This is a genomic window from Roseateles saccharophilus (genome assembly GCF_004342485.1).
GTDB classification, from domain to species: Bacteria; Pseudomonadota; Gammaproteobacteria; order Burkholderiales; family Burkholderiaceae_C; genus Pelomonas; species Pelomonas saccharophila.
Map to the genome: position 1 here is coordinate 78,281 of NZ_SMBU01000013.1, position 17,295 is coordinate 95,575.

Below are 17,295 nucleotides of genomic sequence, written 5' to 3' on the forward strand. Positions count from 1 at the left end.
AACATCCTAAATATTTCAGTGATATTCACTGCAATCAAAAAAATAGACTTCATCTATTCACTGACTTGCTGGGAATGGCCATGAAGGTTCTGGTTCTGGGTGGTGGGGTCATCGGCGTGACGAGCGCCTACTACCTGGCGCGCGGCGGCGCCGAGGTCACGCTGCTGGAGAGGCAGCCGGGCGTGGCGCTGGAAACCAGCTTCGCCAACGCCGGCCAGGTCTCGCCCGGCTACTCGACGCCCTGGGCCGCACCCGGCATCCCGCTGAAGGCGATGAAGTGGCTGTTCCAGCGCCACGCGCCCCTGTCCATCCGCCCCGATGGCTCGCTGTTCCAGTTGCAGTGGATGGCGCAGATGCTGCGCAACTGCACGGCCGGGCGCTACGCGACGAACAAGGAACGCATGATGCGCGTCGCCGAGTACAGCCGCGACTGCCTGCGCGAGCTGCGCGCCGAGACCGGCATAGCCTACGAGCAGCGCACCGGCGGCACGCTGCAGGTGTTCCGCTCGCAGGCCCAGCTCGATGCGGTGGAGAAGGACATCACCGTGCTGCGCGAATGCGGCGTGCCGTTCGAGCTGCTCGACCGCGACGGCCTGGCCCGGGTCGAGCCGGGACTGGCCCATGCCCGCGACCGCCTGGTCGGCGGCCTGCGCCTGCCCAATGACGAGACCGGCGACTGCCAAATGTTCACGACGGCGCTGTCGCAGAAGCTGGTCGACCTGGGCGTGAACCTGCGCTTCGGCACCGGCATCCAGAAACTGCTGGTCGACAATGGCCGCATCAGCGGCGTGCGCCTGGCCAATGGCGAGGTGCTGAAGGCCGACCGCGTGGTGCTGGCTCTGGGCAGCTACTCGCGCGAGCTGCTCGCGCCGCTGGGCCTCAAGGTGCCGGTCTACCCGCTCAAGGGCTATTCGCTGACCATCCCGCTGGTTGACGAGTCCCGCGCGCCCGTGTCCACGGTGCTCGACGAGACCTACAAGATCGCCATCACGCGCTTCAACGACCGCATCCGCGTGGGCGGCATGGCCGAGCTCGGCGGCTTCGACCTGAGGCTGAACCCGCGCCGGCGCGAGACGCTGGAGATGGTCGTCTCCGACCTCTTCCCCGGCGGCGACCTGCCTCAGGCGCAGTTCTGGACCGGCCTGCGCCCGATGACGCCGGACGGCACGCCCATCATCGGCGCCACCTCCGTGCAAGGCCTCTACCTCAACACCGGCCACGGCACCCTCGGCTGGACCATGGCCTGCGGCTCCGGCCAATTGCTCGCCGACCTGGTCACCGGCCGCAAGCCCGGCATCCGCACCGACGGCCTTGCGATGGACCGCTATACCGGCGGCCCCACCGGCCAGAGCCGCACGGGCGTCGCCGCCGGAGCGGCGGCATGACGCGTCCGGCCGAAGCCGTCATCGACCTGCAGGCGCTGCGCGCCAACGCCAGGCTGGCGCGAGCGCGCCACGGTGGCCGGCAGCTCGGCGTGCTGAAGGCCAATGCCTACGGGCATGGCGCCGTCAGGTGCGCCCAGGCGCTGGGCGACGAATGCGACGGCTTCGCGGTGGCCTTCCTCGACGAGGCCGTCGCGCTGCGCCGCGCTGGCGTGTCGGCGCCCCTCCTCGTGCTGGAAGGCGTCTTCGACGGCAAGGAGCTCGATCTCGCGGTCGAGCATCGGCTCTGGGTCGTGGTCCACCAGCCCGAGCAGCTGCGGATGATCGAGGGCTCGAAGCTGCCGGCCGGGGCCCTGGTCGCCTGGCTGAAGATCGACACGGGCATGCATCGCGCCGGGTTTTCACCGCAGCAGGTGCATGAGGCGCATGCACGCCTGCTGGCCAGTGGCAAGGTGGCCGAGGTCGTGCTGATGAGCCACTTCGCCCGCGCCGACGAACCGGCGGCGGACGCGACGCTGGAACAGCTGCGCGTCTTCGACGCCGCCACCGAGGGCCTGGCCGGCGCGCGCAGCCTGTGCAACTCCGCGGGCATCCTCGGCTGGCCGGCCGGCCACCGCGACTGGGCCAGACCCGGCATCCTGCTCTACGGCGCCGACCCCATGCCCGCCGCCGACAACGGCCTGCAGGCCGTCATGACGCTGCGCAGCCAGGTCTTCGCCACGCGCTGGCTCGCGGCCGGCGAGGCGCTGGGCTATGGCGGCGCCTTCGTCGCCGACCGCCCGACCCGGGTCGGCATCGTGGCCATGGGCTACGCCGACGGCTATCCGCGCGCGGCGTCCACCGGCACGCCGGTCGCCGTGCAGGGGCAGATGACGCGGCTGCTGGGCCGCGTGTCGATGGACATGCTGACCGTGGACCTCACGCAGATGCCCGACGCCGGCATCGGCAGCAGCGTCGAGCTCTGGGGCCAGCAGGTCTCCGTCAACGAGGTCGCCCGGTGCGCCGGCACGATCTCGTACGAGCTGCTGTGCAACGTCAAGCGCGTGCCGCTGCGCTACGTCTGATAAGTCGCTGCACAGGCGGCCGGCCGACATTGAAGAATCTTGGTGCGGGGCCGCTGCCATCGGGAGCCTTCCGAGCGCGCATGGTGGCGTGGCTCGACAGGCCGAGCAGCTCGCCAAAACCTTCGGCCATCGCGATGGCGGTCCCTGCCGGCTCGAAAAGCGCCGCTGCGTCTCGAACAATTGCGTGACGATGGCCCCGACCAGTGTTCGTTCGCTGGTGGGATTTAGCGCCCCTGGCGCGTGCTCACCCCTTGGCCGCCTGCGCGACGTCCGCCATGACCTGCAACTCGGTCATTTGCGCCAGGATATCGAGGTGAACTTGGGCCTTCAGCTTCTGCAGCCGGTCCAGCGAAGCTTCGCCACCAAGCGCCAGCGCGGGTACGAAGCCGTACATGGTGTCGTGGTCGAGCGGTCCCAGTTTGGCCAGCGCACGCTCGAACAATGGCTGGTCGTCGACATCTTTCATGTCGTAGGCTTCACGCGAACTGCTGGAAAAGAAAAGCTGCAGTTCCTTGTCGGCCCCTCGGCGCGCGAAGGTCTCCGCGTCAAACGCGGGGAAAGCCCATCCGTATGCCGGGACGATCTTCAGCGACTGCCCCGTGTTCTTTCCCCAGAGGATCAACTCCCCGAAAGCCGTGCGGGCGATCACATGGAACGAGTCGAGTTCCATGAACTTGGTTTCGCCGATCCAGCTATCGAGTGCATCCTCCCACTCAGCGGGATCCACGGTCCAGAGCAGGCCCTGCGCATATGCGCACCAGCCATGCTCTTGCCAGTATTCAAGCAGCTTGTCCGGCAACTGGCCGCGAAATTGCTCGATCTTCTCTGACGACACATCTCTGCGCGCAGAAGCGGGCCCGAACTGCTTGTAGCCCAAGAAGTTTTCAAAAAACTGATCCATGAGACTTCCTATCTTTTCGATCACTTGCACCGCTTGAGGCTGGCATTCATCTTGGTGGCGCCACGAGCGTTTTCCGGCACGGTTTTCGCAGCGTCATCCAGCGCTTCCACGCGACTGCGCCCAAGTTCGTCAGCACCGTTCTTCCACTGCGAACCAATCGATGAATTGACGCCCTTGTCACCCATTGAGGTCACCACGTCCTTGCCTCCAGCAATCATGTCCGGATTGTGGAGTGCGGCCAGTGTCTTCATGCGCTCGGCGGTCAAGGCAGCAGCCTTCTGAGCTGCTTCATCTCCGAATATGCCGTCTTCACCCAGCTGCTTTTCATACTGCGCCTGGAGTTCTTTCGAGTATTTGTCGCGCGCCTCTTTCTGTGCGGCGCCAGTTCCCTCGCGTCCGATCTCCGAGTAGCGCTTGCGCCCGTCCAAATACTCTTTGACCGTCAAATCATTCAGCCCCTTCTCCTGGCCCGAAAGTTGGCGGTCATATTCGGCTGGATCGCCCTTCTCGTTCTTCTTGAAGCATTTCACCTTCTTTTGCTTCATACCAGGCTGGGCGACCTCTTCCGCCGCCTCAGCTTTCCCAGCCTGCTTCTGGACTTGACTCGGCGATTGCGCCTCCTGTACCGGCGCCTCGCTTTGCTTGGCCTTGGGCTTGGGCCTCAACCGAGGATTCCTGAGCAACGCATCCTGGTTCTTCGCCACCCACTCCGCGAACCCCTCACCCAACTTGCTCTTGCGCAGCAGCGCCAACGTCTCCTCGGCAGACGCCTTTCCCTGGCCCATCGTCAGCCGCGCCACGATGGCCATCAGGATGAGCTTGAACAAAAGGGCAACCGCATAGGCGTACTCGTCGCCCGCTGCATCGACCTCTGCGCGGGTGCGAGGGCTGTCGGGCGCGTTCCAGGCCCGCGTGGTGGCGTGGCTCAAGGCGCCGATCAGCTCGCCAAACCCCTGGGCGATGCCAACGACCAGGAAACCCAGGCCCAGCCAGGTGAGGATGGTGACGCCTGCGGAGACACCCAGGTCGGCACCGATCACCGCACCGGGCGCGGCACCGGCACCGCCGGCAAAGAAACCGATCACCGCACCGATCACGCCGCCGATGACCGTCGTGGCCACCAGCACCACCATCATCATGAGCAGCCCCGGAATCAGGCCCTTGACCAGTTCCTCCAGTGCGTGCCCCGTCTCGCGCAGGATGGCAGCACCTGCACGCTGCTGGCCAATGCCCACGGCGTCGTAGACCGCCTCGACGCGTTCCGCATTCTTGAGGAACGCATCCCAAGCACTGGTGTTGCCAGCGGCCGCGCCGTTGATGAATCCCGGCGTGACGCCGGCCCTGCGCTGGCCGGTGCCGTCGCGCACGTCGTGGTTACCTCGACTCGCGTCGAGTGGCCCGGGAATGCGGTAGTTGGCCAAGGCAGTCTCGCTCCGACCGGGCTCAGCGCTTCTTGCCCAGATCGTCCGCGACCTTGTCCTTGAAGGTCTTCAGCGCCTCGGGCTTCTGGGCCTTCTCGGGCTTGCCAGGCTTCTGGGGGCTGGCACTGCCGCCGCCACCGCCGCCGCCCGAGTTGATCTTCACCATCGCGCCGGTGATGCTGACCGGGCCGCTGCCCTCGATGTTGATCATGGCGCCCTTGAGCGTCAGCGTGGCGCCGGCCTCGATGACGACGTTGGCACCGGCCTTGATGTGCAGGTTGCTGGCGACCTTGATGTCGGTGCCCGCCCCGGACTCGACGGAAATGGATGCGCCGCTGGCATAGCTGGCGTCCGACGCGACGTTGACGCCATGCTTGCCGCCGATGTCGGCACTGGCGTCCTTGCCGATGGTGACCTGGACGTTCTCTGCAATGGTGTCGGCCAGGTTCTTGCCGATCGTGCGTTCCACGTTCTCGCCGAATTCCTCGGTGAGGTTCTTGGCCACCTTGCGGAACTGGTCGTTGCCGACCTCCAGGTGGGCGTCGTGCTTGACGATCTCCAGCAGGTCCTTCTCGGCGTGCAGGCGGATGTATTCGTCGCCGATCTTGTCTTCGAAGGCCAGTTCGTTGAAATTGGCGGCCACGCCCTGCTTGCTGGAGCGCGATCGGAAGGTGGAGACGGTGGCGTGGTCGGGCAGCAGATAGGGCGGGATCTGCTCGGCGTTGTAGACGCTGCCGATGATGACGGGCCGGTCCGGGTCGCCCTCGGAGAACTGCACGACGACTTCCTGGCCGATGCGCGGCAGCGAAATCATGCCCCAGGCCTTGCCGGCGATGGGCGTGGCCACGCGCAGCCAGCAGGAGCTGTTCTCGTCGCTCTTGCCCAGGCGGTCCCAGTGGAACTGCACCTTGATGCGGCCATGCTGGTCGGTGTAGATCTCCTCGCCCTTGGGGCCGACAACGACGGCCGACTGCGTGCCGCTGATGTGCGGCTTGGGCGTGATGCGCTGGCTGCGGAACAGATCTTTGGCGCGCAGCGCATTGAAGCTGCAGCTGAAGTGCGAGTCGCGCTGGCCGGCTTCGTAGCCGCTGTAGACGGCGTCGATGCGCGTGCTGACGACGAGGTACTTGGCGTTCTCGGCGTCGCGCGGGTGGTCGGTCAGGCTGAACGTGGCGCCCACGGCGACACCGCGGATGTTGGTCTTGGCACTGGCCGCCGCATAGCGCGCGTCGGACTCCTCCATGCGCAGCTTCACGTAGCGCTGGCCTTCGGCGACCGTGAGGTACTCGCCCGGCGGGTCGTAGACCTCCAGCGCGGCTGGCGCCCCCGAGTGCATGGACGTGCTGTCCTTCAGCAGCGCCGTGCTCGGCGTGAGGTAGTTGTAGTCGTTGGTCGTCGTCTTGGCCGACTGCAATTCGAAAAAGTGACGCCACTCGCTGACGACGCCAGCATGCTGGCCGTCACCCAGACCCTGCCGGAACTTGAAGCTGTCGTGCTTGGGATAGGCCTCGTGCGAGCTCATCTTGTCGACGACGACGAGGGTGTGCTTGCTGTCGGTGTGCTTGAAGAAGTAGTAGATGCCTTCCTGCTCCATCAGGCGGCTGACGAAGTTGAAGTCCGACTCGCGGTACTGCACGCAGTATTCGTAGGTGGGATAGCTGCCCTGCAGCTTGAACTCGATGTCGCCACCATAGGGCTGGAGCACCTTCTTGATGAGGGCTTCGATGCCGATGTTCTGGAAGATGCGCGTGTCGGCGCGCAGCGTGGCCAGCCACAGCCAGGGCCGCAGCGTGAGGCGATAGGCCGCGTAGCCACCACTGGCGCCGTCCAGGCCTGCGCTGGCGACGACGCCGTGCAGATGGCGCTGCGTACTGTCGTCGATCTGCAGGCTGACATAGGCCTTCTTGCCCAGCAGACCTTCGAGATCCACGTTGGCCTTGGCCTCGGCGAGCGCCAGCACGTTGAACTCGAACAACCGGCCCAATTCCTCGGTGGCGTTCAGGGACTGGAACAGCAGCTGCTGGTCGGGCTGGGTGTGGAGGGTGAAGGGAGGCGGCGAGGTCATGGGCTCTCCTGGCGAGCTCTGGGGACGCGGGTCGACGAAGGCGGCTCGGCAGTCAGCAGGCATGGTGTCGCAGCAGGGTGCCCGCGGCAATCCCCCGCGCGAAGGACGGCGCCTCTCATGCTGCGGGCCGCTGCGCGCCGACCAGCCAACCGGATACGGGCTCGCCCACTTCCTGGCGCAGCACGACGGACTCGACGGCCGACACCTGCAGCCCGGCCTCGGCCAGGCAGGCCTCGACGTAGGCGCGCTCGTGCGCATAGCGCCCGTGCAGCTGCAGGCGGTAGCCGGCCGGCTCGGGCACCTCGCCGGACAAGGCTTCGACGGTGAAGATGAGCCGGCCGCCGGGCCGCAGCGCCTGGGCCGCCGCCTTCATGGCGGCGTCGATGCGGCCGAAATAGCACAGCGTGTCGGCGCTGACGATGAGGTCGAAGCGGGCGGGGTGGTGCTGCAGATAGCCCACCAGCTCGGCTTTCACGAGCTCGTGATAGCCGCCACGCTCGCGGGCCTTGTCGAGCATGCCGCCGGACAGATCGACGCCGATCAGCTCGCGCGCATAGGGCGCCAGGAAAGGCGCGCACAGGCCCGTGCCGCAGCCAGCGTCCAGCACCGCCAGGTCGCCGCGGGCCTCGGGCGCCAGGCGCTGCAGCAGCTCGGCCACAAGGCTGGGGGCCCGGTACTCGAGGAAGGCCAGGCGCTCGTCGAAGCTCAGCGAGAAGGAGTCGAACAGCTTGCTGACGTAGTCGTCGGACGCCCGCTCGGGTGCGTTCCTGCCGGTCACGGCCGCCAGGTGGTGGCGCGGCTGGGGGTTGTCGGGCTCGGCCGCGATCCAGCGCTCGAAGGCCTGGGCGGCCTTCTCGGGCTGGCCGCTGTGCGCAAAGATCATCCCCATCATGCGGTTGGCCTTGGGGTCGTCGGGCCGCAGTTCCAGCGAGGTGCCGAAGTGATGCATGGCCTCCTGCACACGGCGGGTCTCCACCAGCAGGTTGGCGAAGTTGGTGTGCGCGTCGGCAAACGCCGGCTCGCGCGCCAGCAGCTCGCGGAACAGCGCCTCCGCGGCATCGACCTCGCCCATGGCACGCAGCAGGCAGCCGAGGTTGTTGGCCACGGCCGGGTTCGCGGGTTCGAGTTCGCGGCAGCGCTCGTAGGCGGCGCGGGCATCGTCGGCACGCTGCAGCATCAGCAGCACATTGCCACGGTTGTTGTGCCAGGAGGCGACGCCAGGGTCCATCTCCAGCGAGCGGTCGATCATCGCCAGCGCCTCTTCGCTCTTGCCGTCCTGATGCAGCAGCACGCCCAGGAAGTGCAGCGGGTTGGGGTCGTCCGGGCGCACCTCGACGAGCTTGCGGTAGAGCTTCTCGGCGGCCAGCACACGCCGGTCCTGGTGCATGGCGATGGCCAACCGCAAGGCCTCGTCGTAGCTCAGCTCGGCCCGCTGCGGCTGCGGCGGGTTGGACGGGATGGCGCGGCGATGGGATTTGGTCTTGGACATCGGCTTCACAGTCTCGGTGCGCGCTGGCGAGCCGAGGTCAGGGGTCTCCAGCGACCGGGTCGCGGGCAGCAAGGAACCGTCAATTCAGGAACGCGAGGGCACGCTCCGCGACGACACGCACTGACGAGAACAGCAGGTCGAGCACCCAGCGAAGGAAGCCGACCGTGAGGTCGGTGACGGCCATCGTCACGCGGCCGAGGAAGCGGAAGATGGCCTTCATCAACCCCGTCACCTGACCCGCCACCTCCTTGGACGCCGCGGCCCCCTTGGCGAGCAGCCAGGCCAGTTGGTCGAGCAGCGTTGCCGACACGGCGAGCGTCACGCCGACGGCGCCGACGAGCAGGTCCTTCAGGCGCGCCAGCAGCCAGCGCAGGCCCTTGCCGATCATCGTCAGCGCGCTGGCCGAACCCATCAGGATGCTGCCCTTGCCCTCGGCGGCCTGCTCCAGCCAGGACTTCACGTTCTGCTCCTCGTCGGGGTGGTTCTCGTCCGCCAGGGTCTGCCAGCTACGGTCCCTGACGCCGGGGATGTAGCTGCGCTTCATGTTGTGCGCGGCCACGCTGATCAGGCCCGTGCTCTGGATGACGTTGCCGGCACCGTCGAAGGGCATGTGGCAGAACGGGAACAGCGGGATCATCGGCACCGGGTCGGACGTGGCCGACACGCGATGGATGTGGTCGGCGCCCAGGCGTTTGGTCATCGAGCGGGAGAAGAACACGTCGCCGGTGCGCGGCGCGCCGAAGGTGTAGAGGCTCACCGGCAGTCCTTGCGCGCTCAGCGCGTCGGCGTTAAGCATGGCCAGGGCGCCACCCAGGCTGTGCCCCACGCAATGGATGCGGCTGGGGTTGCGGTTGCGCAGGAAGTCGAAGATCTCCTGTTTGAAGCTCTTCCACACCTCATGGAATCCGGCGTGCACGAGATGGCTGCTGGGCCCGAGCTGCATGCCGATGTTGAGGTTGCTGAGCCAGTCCGCTGTCTGCGCGGTGCCGCGCGTCGAGATCAGCACCTCGCCGGCAAAGGCGCCTTCACCCGCCGCGACGTAGCCGAAGCCGCTGATCTTCTTGAACGGGCCGCCCCCGCTCCTGCCGGTGAAGCGGCCGTTGTCCGCCACCGCGAACATGCCTTCGCAACCCAGCGGAGCCTGGATTTCGTGCAGCTCAGTCACGCTCGATTCGCGCAGCTGGTAGACGCCCGACGCGATCGCCGCGGCCTGGGAAGGATTCAGAACGCCCATCGTCTCGCTCCTCAGGAAAGCTCACAGATGCCGAAGACTTCGCCACGGCGCTGGGGCTCAGTGCCCAGCTTGCAGGTCATGACGATGGGCTTGCCGTCCAGCTCGCCGTTGTCGTCGTAGTCCCGCTTGAACAGCACCCAGGCCTTGTGGCTCTTGCCGGCGTGGATGATCGTGATCGTCTGCTTGACCAGCGGCTCGTGCGGCAGCAAGGAACCCAGGAAGGAGCTGCGCACGATGGCCGGCAGCGAGAACGCGCCCGCCGCGTCGGTCGTCGTGCTGTCCTTGCCCTTCTCGCTCTTCCAGGCCCAGTCGAACTCGCGCTCGATGGTGGCGCCAGCGACCGGCTTGCCATCTTGCAGAACGGTTCCGCGCACGGCGGAGAACAACACCATCTTTCCCATCGCATGTCCTTCAGTACAGGCGCTCACGCCCAGCGTGACGATGAACGCCATCAATGCCTTGCGCCAGCGGCGGCCACTTGCTGCAACTTGCACAGGACACCTCTCGATCATTGGATTCAAAGCCCTTCGATCGCATGGCCCGACTGCTGCATCAAGGTCTCGAGCATCTCGTTCCTGACGCGGTTCAGGTTGTAGATCGTCACGCACTTCTGGTAGTCGGCGAAATCGATCATCACGATGTTGGGCGTGAAGCTCGTCCACCTGTTCTTGTTGGCCACGTACAGGTGGCTGTTGCTCCTGTAGAGGTCCTTGAAGCTCAGCGCGCCCAGCTGGTTCATCATGGCCTTCTTGTAGCCCGCCTCCCAGACGTCGCGCAGCGCCTGCACGTTCACGCCCGACCACATCTTGTCGTTGCGGTCCTTGATGCTGGCCAGCATGCCGGTGGTGGTCCAGTACATCATGCCCATGGCGTCGCGGTCGCAGGTGACGCCGCTGCCCATCTGCTTCGCCTGCTTCTTGGTGTTCTTCTTGATGTCGTCGGTGCTGCTGAACTTGCCGAAGTACTGGAGCCCGTGGAAGTCCTTCTGGTATTGGCGCGACGCGCCGGTCTCCTTGTCGAAGAGCTCGCCGAAGGACAGGCAGCCGCTGTAGATCTGGCCGTTGATGACGGGCCCCAGCTTCTCCAGCTCCTTGGGGTCGAACAGCGTGATGACCTTGCCCGCCAGGCTGCCGACCGTGCGCGTGTTGAGGTTGATCTTGGCGCCGCCCGAGGTGTTGTGGTTGAACTGGGTGTCGCCCAGCACGCGCACGCAGGTGTCGACCACGTCCTTCAGGTTGTAGCACTTGGAGAACTTCAGGATCAGGAACTCCGACGGGTTCGCCGCCACATAGGTCTTGGCCTGCGTGAGCATGTCCGTCAGCGTGTCCTGGCCCCAGCCGCCGAGGTGGCCCACGTTCTGGTGCGACTGCGCCTCGCCGGGCCTGGCGCCCTTGTGCTTGTTGTCGATGACGCCCTTGGCCAGGTGGTAGGACTTCTGGTCAAAGCTGCCGTCGCTGCGCTTGACGGTGGCGATGCGCATGTCGAAGAAGCGCACCCCGGCGTTGGCCTGGCCCGCGATGTCCAGGCTCTGGGTGATGACGTTGCTCTTGCCCTGGCCGTAGATGCCGGCGTCGTGCGAGCCGGGGAAGACGATCTGATTGAGCTGCTTGTTCGCGTAGTGGCTGAGGAATGCGGTCATGGTGCTTGCTCCAGTAAAAGCCGTGATGCGAGGGCCTCGGCAAGCCCTACTGCGCAGCAGTGCCGGTTCTAGTTTCGAGATCGACGACCAAGCGCGCGCGGCGTTCGTTCTCGATCAGCAACGTGCCGTCTGCCTGCAGCGTCATGGACTTGAAGAACACGTCCTGCACGTCGCCTTCCTTGCCAGGCAGGCGCTGGTTGTCAAAGACCTTCAGCGTCCACAGCTGCTGGCCCGAGGCCTCGTCGTAGGCGGCCAGGTAACCGCCCATCTGGTCAAAGCCGGCCGTCAAGCCGTTCTTGACCTGTTCGTACCGGACACCGCCGGTGGACACGGGGGTGTCCGCGGGGGCCGGGATACGGCTGCCAGATTTCTGCATGGCGTTGCGTGCCAGATCGACATCGAGTCCGTCAGGCGAATTCGTAGCCGAACCCATCGTCCGCCACGCCGACCGTCACGCCCTTGATCTCCTCGCCGCGCATCATCCGGTTCAGGAACTCACGGCTGACATCCGGCAGCATGGTGTTGGTCAGGATGGCATCGATCATGCGGCCGCCGGACTCGCTCTCGGTGCAGCGGCTGACCACAAGCTTGACGACATCGTCGCCATACTCGAACGGAATCTTGTAGCGCGCCTCTACCCGCTTCTTGATGCGGCCCAGCTGCAGCCGGACGATCTTGCCCAGCATCTCGTCAGACAACGGGTAGTAGGGGATGCTGACCAGCCGGCCCAGCAGTGCGGGCGGGAAGATCTTCAGCAGCGGCTCGCGCAGCGCCTTGGCCATGCCCTCGGGATCGGGCATCAGATCGGGGTCCTTGCACAGGCTGGCGATGAGGTCGGTGCCGGCGTTGGTCGTCAGCAGGATCAGCGTGTTCTTGAAGTCGATGAAACGGCCCTCGCCGTCTTCCATGAAGCCCTTGTCGAAGACCTGGAAGAACATCTCGTGCACGTCCGGGTGGGCCTTCTCGACCTCGTCCAGCAGCACGACGCTGTAGGGCTTGCGGCGCACGGCCTCGGTCAGCACGCCGCCTTCGCCGTAGCCAACGTATCCCGGAGGCGCGCCCTTGAGCGTGGAGACCGTGTGGGCCTCCTGGTACTCGCTCATGTTGATGGTGATGAGGTTCTGCTCGCCGCCATACAGGGCCTCGGCCAACGCCAGCGCGGTCTCGGTCTTGCCGACGCCGGAGGTGCCGGCCAGCATGAAGACGCCGATGGGCTTGCTGGGGTTGTCCAGGCCCGCGCGCGAGGTCTGGATGCGCTTGGCGATCATCTCCATCGCGTGGTCCTGGCCGATGACGCGCTGACCCAGGTGGTCGGCGATCTTCAGGATGGTCTCGATCTCGTTGCGCGCCATGCGGCCGACGGGAATGCCGGTCCAGTCGCCGACGACGGCGGCGACGGCCTGATAGTCCACGGTCGGCAGGATCAGCGGCGACTCGCCCTGCAGTTCGGCGAGCTTGTCCTGCGCAGTCTTGAGTTGTTCGAGCCAGGCGGCGCGCTCCTCGGCGGACGGTGCATCGGCGGGGGCTGCTGCATCGGTCTTGGCTTCCGCCTCCAGCGCACTGCCCGTGCCCTCGACCGGCTGCGACGCCGCGCGCAGCTTGGCGCGCAGGCCCAGCACCTCGTCCACCAGCGTGCGCTCGGCAGCCCAACGGGCGTCCAGCGCTTCCAGGCGGGCCTTCTCGGCGGCCAGGTGTTCGCGGGCGACGGCCTCGCGCGACCCGACGTTAATGCCCACGGCCGCCTCGCGACCGATGATGCCCAGCTCGACTTCCAGCGCCTCGATGCGCTTGCGCGAGTCGTCCACTTCGGCCGGCGTCGCGTGCAGGCTCACGGCCACACGCGCACAGGCGGTGTCGAGCAGGCTGACGCTCTTGTCGGGCAGTTGGCGCGCCGGAATGTAGCGGTGGCTCAACTTGACCGCGGCTTCCAGCGCCTCGTCGAGGATCTGCACCTGGTGATGCTTCTCCATCGTGCCGGCCACGCCGCGCATCATCAGCACGGCACGCACTTCGTCGGGCTCGTCGACCTGCACGGTCTGGAAGCGGCGGGTCAGCGCCGGATCCTTCTCGATGTGCTTCTTGTACTCGGCGAAGGTGGTCGCGCCGACGGTGCGCAGCGTGCCGCGCGCCAGCGCCGGCTTCAGCAGGTTGGCCGCGTCGCCCGTGCCGGCCGCGCCGCCGGCACCGACCAGCGTATGGGTCTCGTCGATGAACAGGATGATGGGCTTGGCGCTGGCCTGCACCTCGTCGATGACGCTGCGCAGGCGCTGCTCGAACTCGCCCTTCATGCTGGCGCCGGCCTGCAACAGGCCCACGTCCAGCGCGCGCAGCTCCACATCCTTCAGGCTGGGCGGCACGTCGCCGCGCGCGATGCGCTGGGCGAAGCCTTCGACGACGGCCGTCTTGCCCACGCCGGCCTCGCCGACCAGGATGGGGTTGTTCTGGCGGCGCCGCATCAGGATGTCGACGACCTGGCGGATCTCGTCGTCGCGGCCGACGATGGGGTCCATCTTGCCGCTGCGGGCCTGCTCGGTCAGGTCCACCGTGAACTTCTTCAGCGCCTCCTGCTTGCCCATCGCGGCCGGCGCGATGGCGCCGCTGGCCTCGCCGGGAGCGCCGGCACCGGAGCCGTCGCTGGCGGTCTGGCCGTCCTCGGGCGAGCCGGCGACGATCTTGGCCATGCCTTCGGCCAGATCGTCGGCCTTGACGCGCTCGAACTGGCGCGAGATCGCGAACAGCGCGTTGCGCAGGAAGGTCGTCTTCAGCATGCCCAGCAGCACATAGCCGCTGCGCACCGCCGTGTCGCCATACATCAGCGAGCCGTAGACCCAGCCGCGCTCGATCGCGTTGGTGATGTTCTCGGCGATGTCGGAGATGGCCGTGGCGCCGCGCGGCAGGCGGTCCAGCGCCGTCGTGATGTCCTTGGCCAGCACGGCGTCGTCGATGTCGAAATGCCGCAGGATGCGGTGCCAGTCCGAATCGGGGTTCTGGACGATCTGCGCGATCCAGTGCTCCAGCTCCACGTAGGGGTTGCCGCGCAGCTTGCAGAACACCGTTGCGCCCTCGACCGCCTTGTAGGTCAGGGCGTTGAGCTTGCCGAAGACGGCGACGCGACTGATTTCAGCCATGGTTCTCTCCTCTGAGCTAATTCGGATGAGCCGCGCCGTGCGGACGGCTGTTCTTCAACAGACGCTGAATGGCGGGTCCGGGCGTCAACACGATGTGGGCATCGTGCGAACGCTCCTTCTGGCCGAGCCAGCTGGTCCAGCCCAGCCGGCCGGCGATGCCGGGCCGCGTCGCGGGCACCTGGTCGCGGTCCAGCACGAGGCGCAGATCCCAGTGCAGTTCCTCGCCGACGTAATGCATGACCAGCGGCACGATGCGCGGCAGGCTGTCGCCATCGGGCAGCAGCGCCGCGAAGGCCTTGGCGTCGAGCGGGCCAACGTGGATGCGGAAGTTGTGCTGGCGATCCCACACGGCGCGGCCCAGCACGGCGCCGCCGCCGACGCAGTTGCCGCTGTGCGCGCGCTCGCCCAGCGTGTTGCGGCCGATGCGCGTGCGCTCGGACTCGGGCAGCGGCATCCAGTTGCCCACGAACTGCTCCACCTGCACCGGGCGCTGCAACACGCCGCTGAGCATCTTGGCCAGCCCCTCGGCGCTGCGCACCGGCGAGGACAGGATGCCGGCGAAGTGCAGGCGGGCATGGTCGTCGGCGCTGTCGCGGCCGCGCAGCGCCGGCGTGCCTATGCCCACCAGCGAGCCGATGAAGGCCGAAATGCGGTCGTCGCCCTCGCGGTCCAGGCTGACGGTGGGCTGGGCCTGCGCCCAGGCACGGTAGAACAGCAGCAGCAGCCGGTGGTGGAACAGGTCGGCGAAGCGCGTGAAGGCCGCATCGTTGGCATGCAGCAGCCGCTCGCGCGCGTACTCGGTGAGGTGCAGCGGCAGCGGACCGTTGGGACCGAACAGGCCGAAGAAGCGCACGTCGATGCGGCCCGGCGAGCTGGCGCTGGGCCCGGTGGCCGCATGCAGCGCCGCCGGCGCGAACGACAGCTCGGGCGACTGCCCCAACCGCAACGCCTCGTCCTGCGGGCGCCGCGCCGTGCCCAGCCGCGGCCGGTCGGGGTGCAGGTTCTCCAGCCGCCGCAGCGCATGGAAGAAGTCGTGGTCCCACGGCGCCTCGTGCAGCTGCCGCCAGAAATCTGCGATGGCTGCCGGCGACCTGGTCATAGCAAGGGCCTGGAACCGTCCTGCGGACGGCCCGCGAAGATGACGCCGCGCGACGGCGCGCTCATGTGCAGCTCGGTGAAGCCGTTCATCGACACATGCCGGCCGAAGAAGCGCTCCAGCACACAAGCCAGCAGGAAGGCGGAGCCGCCCTGGAAGGCCAGCTCGTCGACGGTCAGCGAGATCTGCACACCGCGCCCGAAGGCGATGGGGCCGGGCTTGCGCAGCCGGCGCACGACGGATTCGGTCTTCACCGAGCGGACGCCTTCGATCTGGCGCTGGGCCGCCTCGTCGCCCTCGCGGGCGTACAGGCGCAGCATCTCGCGCAACGCCGCGGCACCCTCGTGCTCATTGGTGTCCGACAGGCTCAGGTGGTTCAGCGACAGCTGGTTGATGAAGCGCCAGGTCAGGTTGGACTCGCGCAGCGCCGACTGGGGCCGCGACGGCCCCCTGACGACGCGGATGCCCTTGATCGGCGCGCTGCCTTCCAGGCCGAGGTCGTCGTCGGTGCCGGTACTCATCAAGAGCGGCAGGTCGCGGTTGGAGCACAGCGCCTTCACGCTGAGCTGCTGCAGGTCGGCGCTGAACGGCGCTTCCTTCGTGTCGACGATGGAGACGAAGATCTCGCTGCCGATGTAGCTGGAGCGCGGACCGGTGCCGCGCAGATCCTTCTGCCGCGGCGACAGCAGGCGCGGCTCGCGCTGCAGCGTGTAATAGGCGCCGCGTTCCTCGTCCTCCTGGTGGAAGGCGGCATACAGCGGCGAGAAGCGGCGCTCGCGCGCCAGGTCGTTGCCGTGGCCGGTCACGTCGAGCAGGTCGATGATCTCGAAGTCCATCGGCCGTGCGCGGTCCACGACGACGTGATAGTCGTGCCCCTGTGGCCCGATCTGCACGCGGTCGCAGCGCTGCTCGAACAGGTTGATGGCGGGCACGCAGTTCAGCGCCAGCGAGCTCGCGTCGACCGACTGCGACAGCGCGCCATTGGCCCGCGAGAACAGCAGCACGATCTCGACCTCCTGGCCGCCGAGGCGGCGCAGCGTGTCGCCGATGCCGGCCAGGTCGAAGAACATGAAACGGCTCGGGAAGGCGAAGTATTCCTGCAGCAGCCGGTAGCCGCCGAAGCCGCGCGGGCTGACCGGCAGCAGCGCCTGGTCTTCCTCGAAGCCGACGGCGCGCACACAGGTCGGCGCCACGGTCTCGTGTTTCGCGCCGGCGCTGACGATGACGCCCAGCGTGTGGCCGCAGACCAGCTCATGCAGGGCATAGCCCAGCTCGCCGCCGGCCGAGAAATGCAGGCGCAGGTCCTGCAGTGCCAGCTGGCTGAAGTCGGCACCGCCTGTCGTGCGCAGCCTGATGCGCAGGCCGGACGAGAACTTGCGCCAGCCGTCCTGCCCGTTCAGTGGCAGGTTGGAAGCGTGGCTGAAATACTCGGCGGCCGTCAGCTCCAGCGGCCACATGACCAGCTCGTGCGCGGTGCGGAAGCGGCAGTCCGTCAGCCCCGCACGCGTCGACTGGCCGCGCAGCATGCTGCCGCGCGGCAGCGTCACGCCGGTCAGCAGGCCGGCATCGCCGGGATCGGGCTGCACCTGCGCGATCAGCATGGACGGCAGCGGCGCGAGGAACTGCGGGTAGAGGATCTCGACGAGGTGCTGCGTGAAGCGCGGGAACTCGGCGTCCAGCTTCAGCTGCACGCGCGCCGCCAGGAAGGCGAAGCCCTCGAGCAGCCGCTCCACATACGGGTCGGCGACCTCGACGTCCTTGCCCAGCCTGAGACGCGCGGCCTGCTTGGGGAATTGCTCGGCGAACTCCCTCCCCATGTCCTGGAGATGCTGGAGTTCCTGTTCGTAATAGCCGATGAGGCGCGGGTCCATGAAGG

Annotated in this window: 13 protein-coding genes; 2 read left to right on the plus strand and 11 right to left on the minus strand. The window is 67.1% G+C overall.

Annotation, left to right across the window (positions count from 1 at the left end; genetic code table 11):
* The first annotated feature begins 80 nt into the window (after positions 1–80).
* Together EV671_RS12985 and alr are read left to right on the plus strand one after the other, a co-directional pair.
* Complete coding sequence (locus EV671_RS12985) at positions 81–1,385, plus strand: D-amino acid dehydrogenase (RefSeq protein ID WP_132571953.1); 1,305 nt, start codon at positions 81–83, stop codon at positions 1,383–1,385.
* Complete coding sequence (gene alr / locus EV671_RS12990; protein WP_132571956.1) at positions 1,382–2,446, plus strand: alanine racemase; 1,065 nt, start codon at positions 1,382–1,384, stop codon at positions 2,444–2,446. The genes EV671_RS12985 and alr overlap by 4 nt, the downstream gene beginning before the upstream one ends.
* Before the next feature lie 244 nt (positions 2,447–2,690).
* Here alr and EV671_RS12995 read toward each other — a convergent pair whose 3' ends face one another.
* The 11 genes from EV671_RS12995 to tssF all read right to left on the minus strand — a co-directional run bounded on the left by EV671_RS12995 (position 2,691) and on the right by tssF (position 17,290).
* Positions 2,691–3,347, minus strand: a complete 657-nt coding sequence (locus EV671_RS12995; RefSeq protein ID WP_132572050.1) for a GAD-like domain-containing protein — start codon at positions 3,345–3,347, stop codon at positions 2,691–2,693.
* A gap of 20 nt (positions 3,348–3,367) precedes the next feature.
* Positions 3,368–4,768: a polymorphic toxin type 15 domain-containing protein gene (locus EV671_RS13000; RefSeq protein ID WP_132571959.1), complete on the minus strand. Its 1,401-nt coding sequence runs from the start codon at positions 4,766–4,768 to the stop codon at positions 3,368–3,370.
* Between the two features lie 22 nt (positions 4,769–4,790).
* Positions 4,791–6,833 carry a type VI secretion system Vgr family protein gene (locus EV671_RS13005; protein ID WP_165917550.1) on the minus strand — a complete coding sequence of 681 codons (2,043 nt, stop codon included), beginning with the start codon at positions 6,831–6,833 and terminating at the stop codon, positions 4,791–4,793.
* A gap of 115 nt (positions 6,834–6,948) precedes the next feature.
* The gene (locus tag EV671_RS13010; RefSeq protein WP_132571965.1) at positions 6,949–8,322 is read right to left on the minus strand and encodes a tetratricopeptide repeat protein; all 1,374 of its coding nucleotides are present in this window, start codon (positions 8,320–8,322) and stop codon (positions 6,949–6,951) included.
* Between the two features lie 79 nt (positions 8,323–8,401).
* Complete coding sequence (locus tag EV671_RS13015; protein ID WP_132571968.1) at positions 8,402–9,556, minus strand: lipase family protein; 1,155 nt, start codon at positions 9,554–9,556, stop codon at positions 8,402–8,404.
* 11 nt (positions 9,557–9,567) lie between these two features.
* On the minus strand, positions 9,568–9,957 hold the full coding sequence (locus EV671_RS13020) for a DUF6795 domain-containing protein (protein WP_132571971.1): 390 nt from the start codon (positions 9,955–9,957) through the stop codon (positions 9,568–9,570).
* 116 nt (positions 9,958–10,073) lie between these two features.
* Complete coding sequence (locus tag EV671_RS13025; protein WP_132571974.1) at positions 10,074–11,195, minus strand: PI-PLC domain-containing protein; 1,122 nt, start codon at positions 11,193–11,195, stop codon at positions 10,074–10,076.
* Between the two features lie 46 nt (positions 11,196–11,241).
* Entirely contained in the window at positions 11,242–11,526 is a 285-nt protein-coding gene (locus EV671_RS13030) for a hypothetical protein (RefSeq protein WP_132571977.1), read from the minus strand.
* 76 nt (positions 11,527–11,602) lie between these two features.
* Positions 11,603–14,323 (minus strand): type VI secretion system ATPase TssH, encoded by a 2,721-nt coding sequence (gene tssH, locus EV671_RS13035; protein WP_132571980.1) that lies wholly within the window; start codon positions 14,321–14,323, stop codon positions 11,603–11,605.
* Between the two features lie 16 nt (positions 14,324–14,339).
* On the minus strand, positions 14,340–15,422 hold the full coding sequence (tssG, locus tag EV671_RS13040; protein ID WP_132571983.1) for a type VI secretion system baseplate subunit TssG: 1,083 nt from the start codon (positions 15,420–15,422) through the stop codon (positions 14,340–14,342).
* On the minus strand, positions 15,419–17,290 hold the full coding sequence (tssF, locus tag EV671_RS13045) for a type VI secretion system baseplate subunit TssF (protein WP_132571986.1): 1,872 nt from the start codon (positions 17,288–17,290) through the stop codon (positions 15,419–15,421). Before tssF ends, tssG begins: the two co-directional genes overlap by 4 nt.
* Between the last annotated feature and the right edge of the window lie 5 nt (positions 17,291–17,295).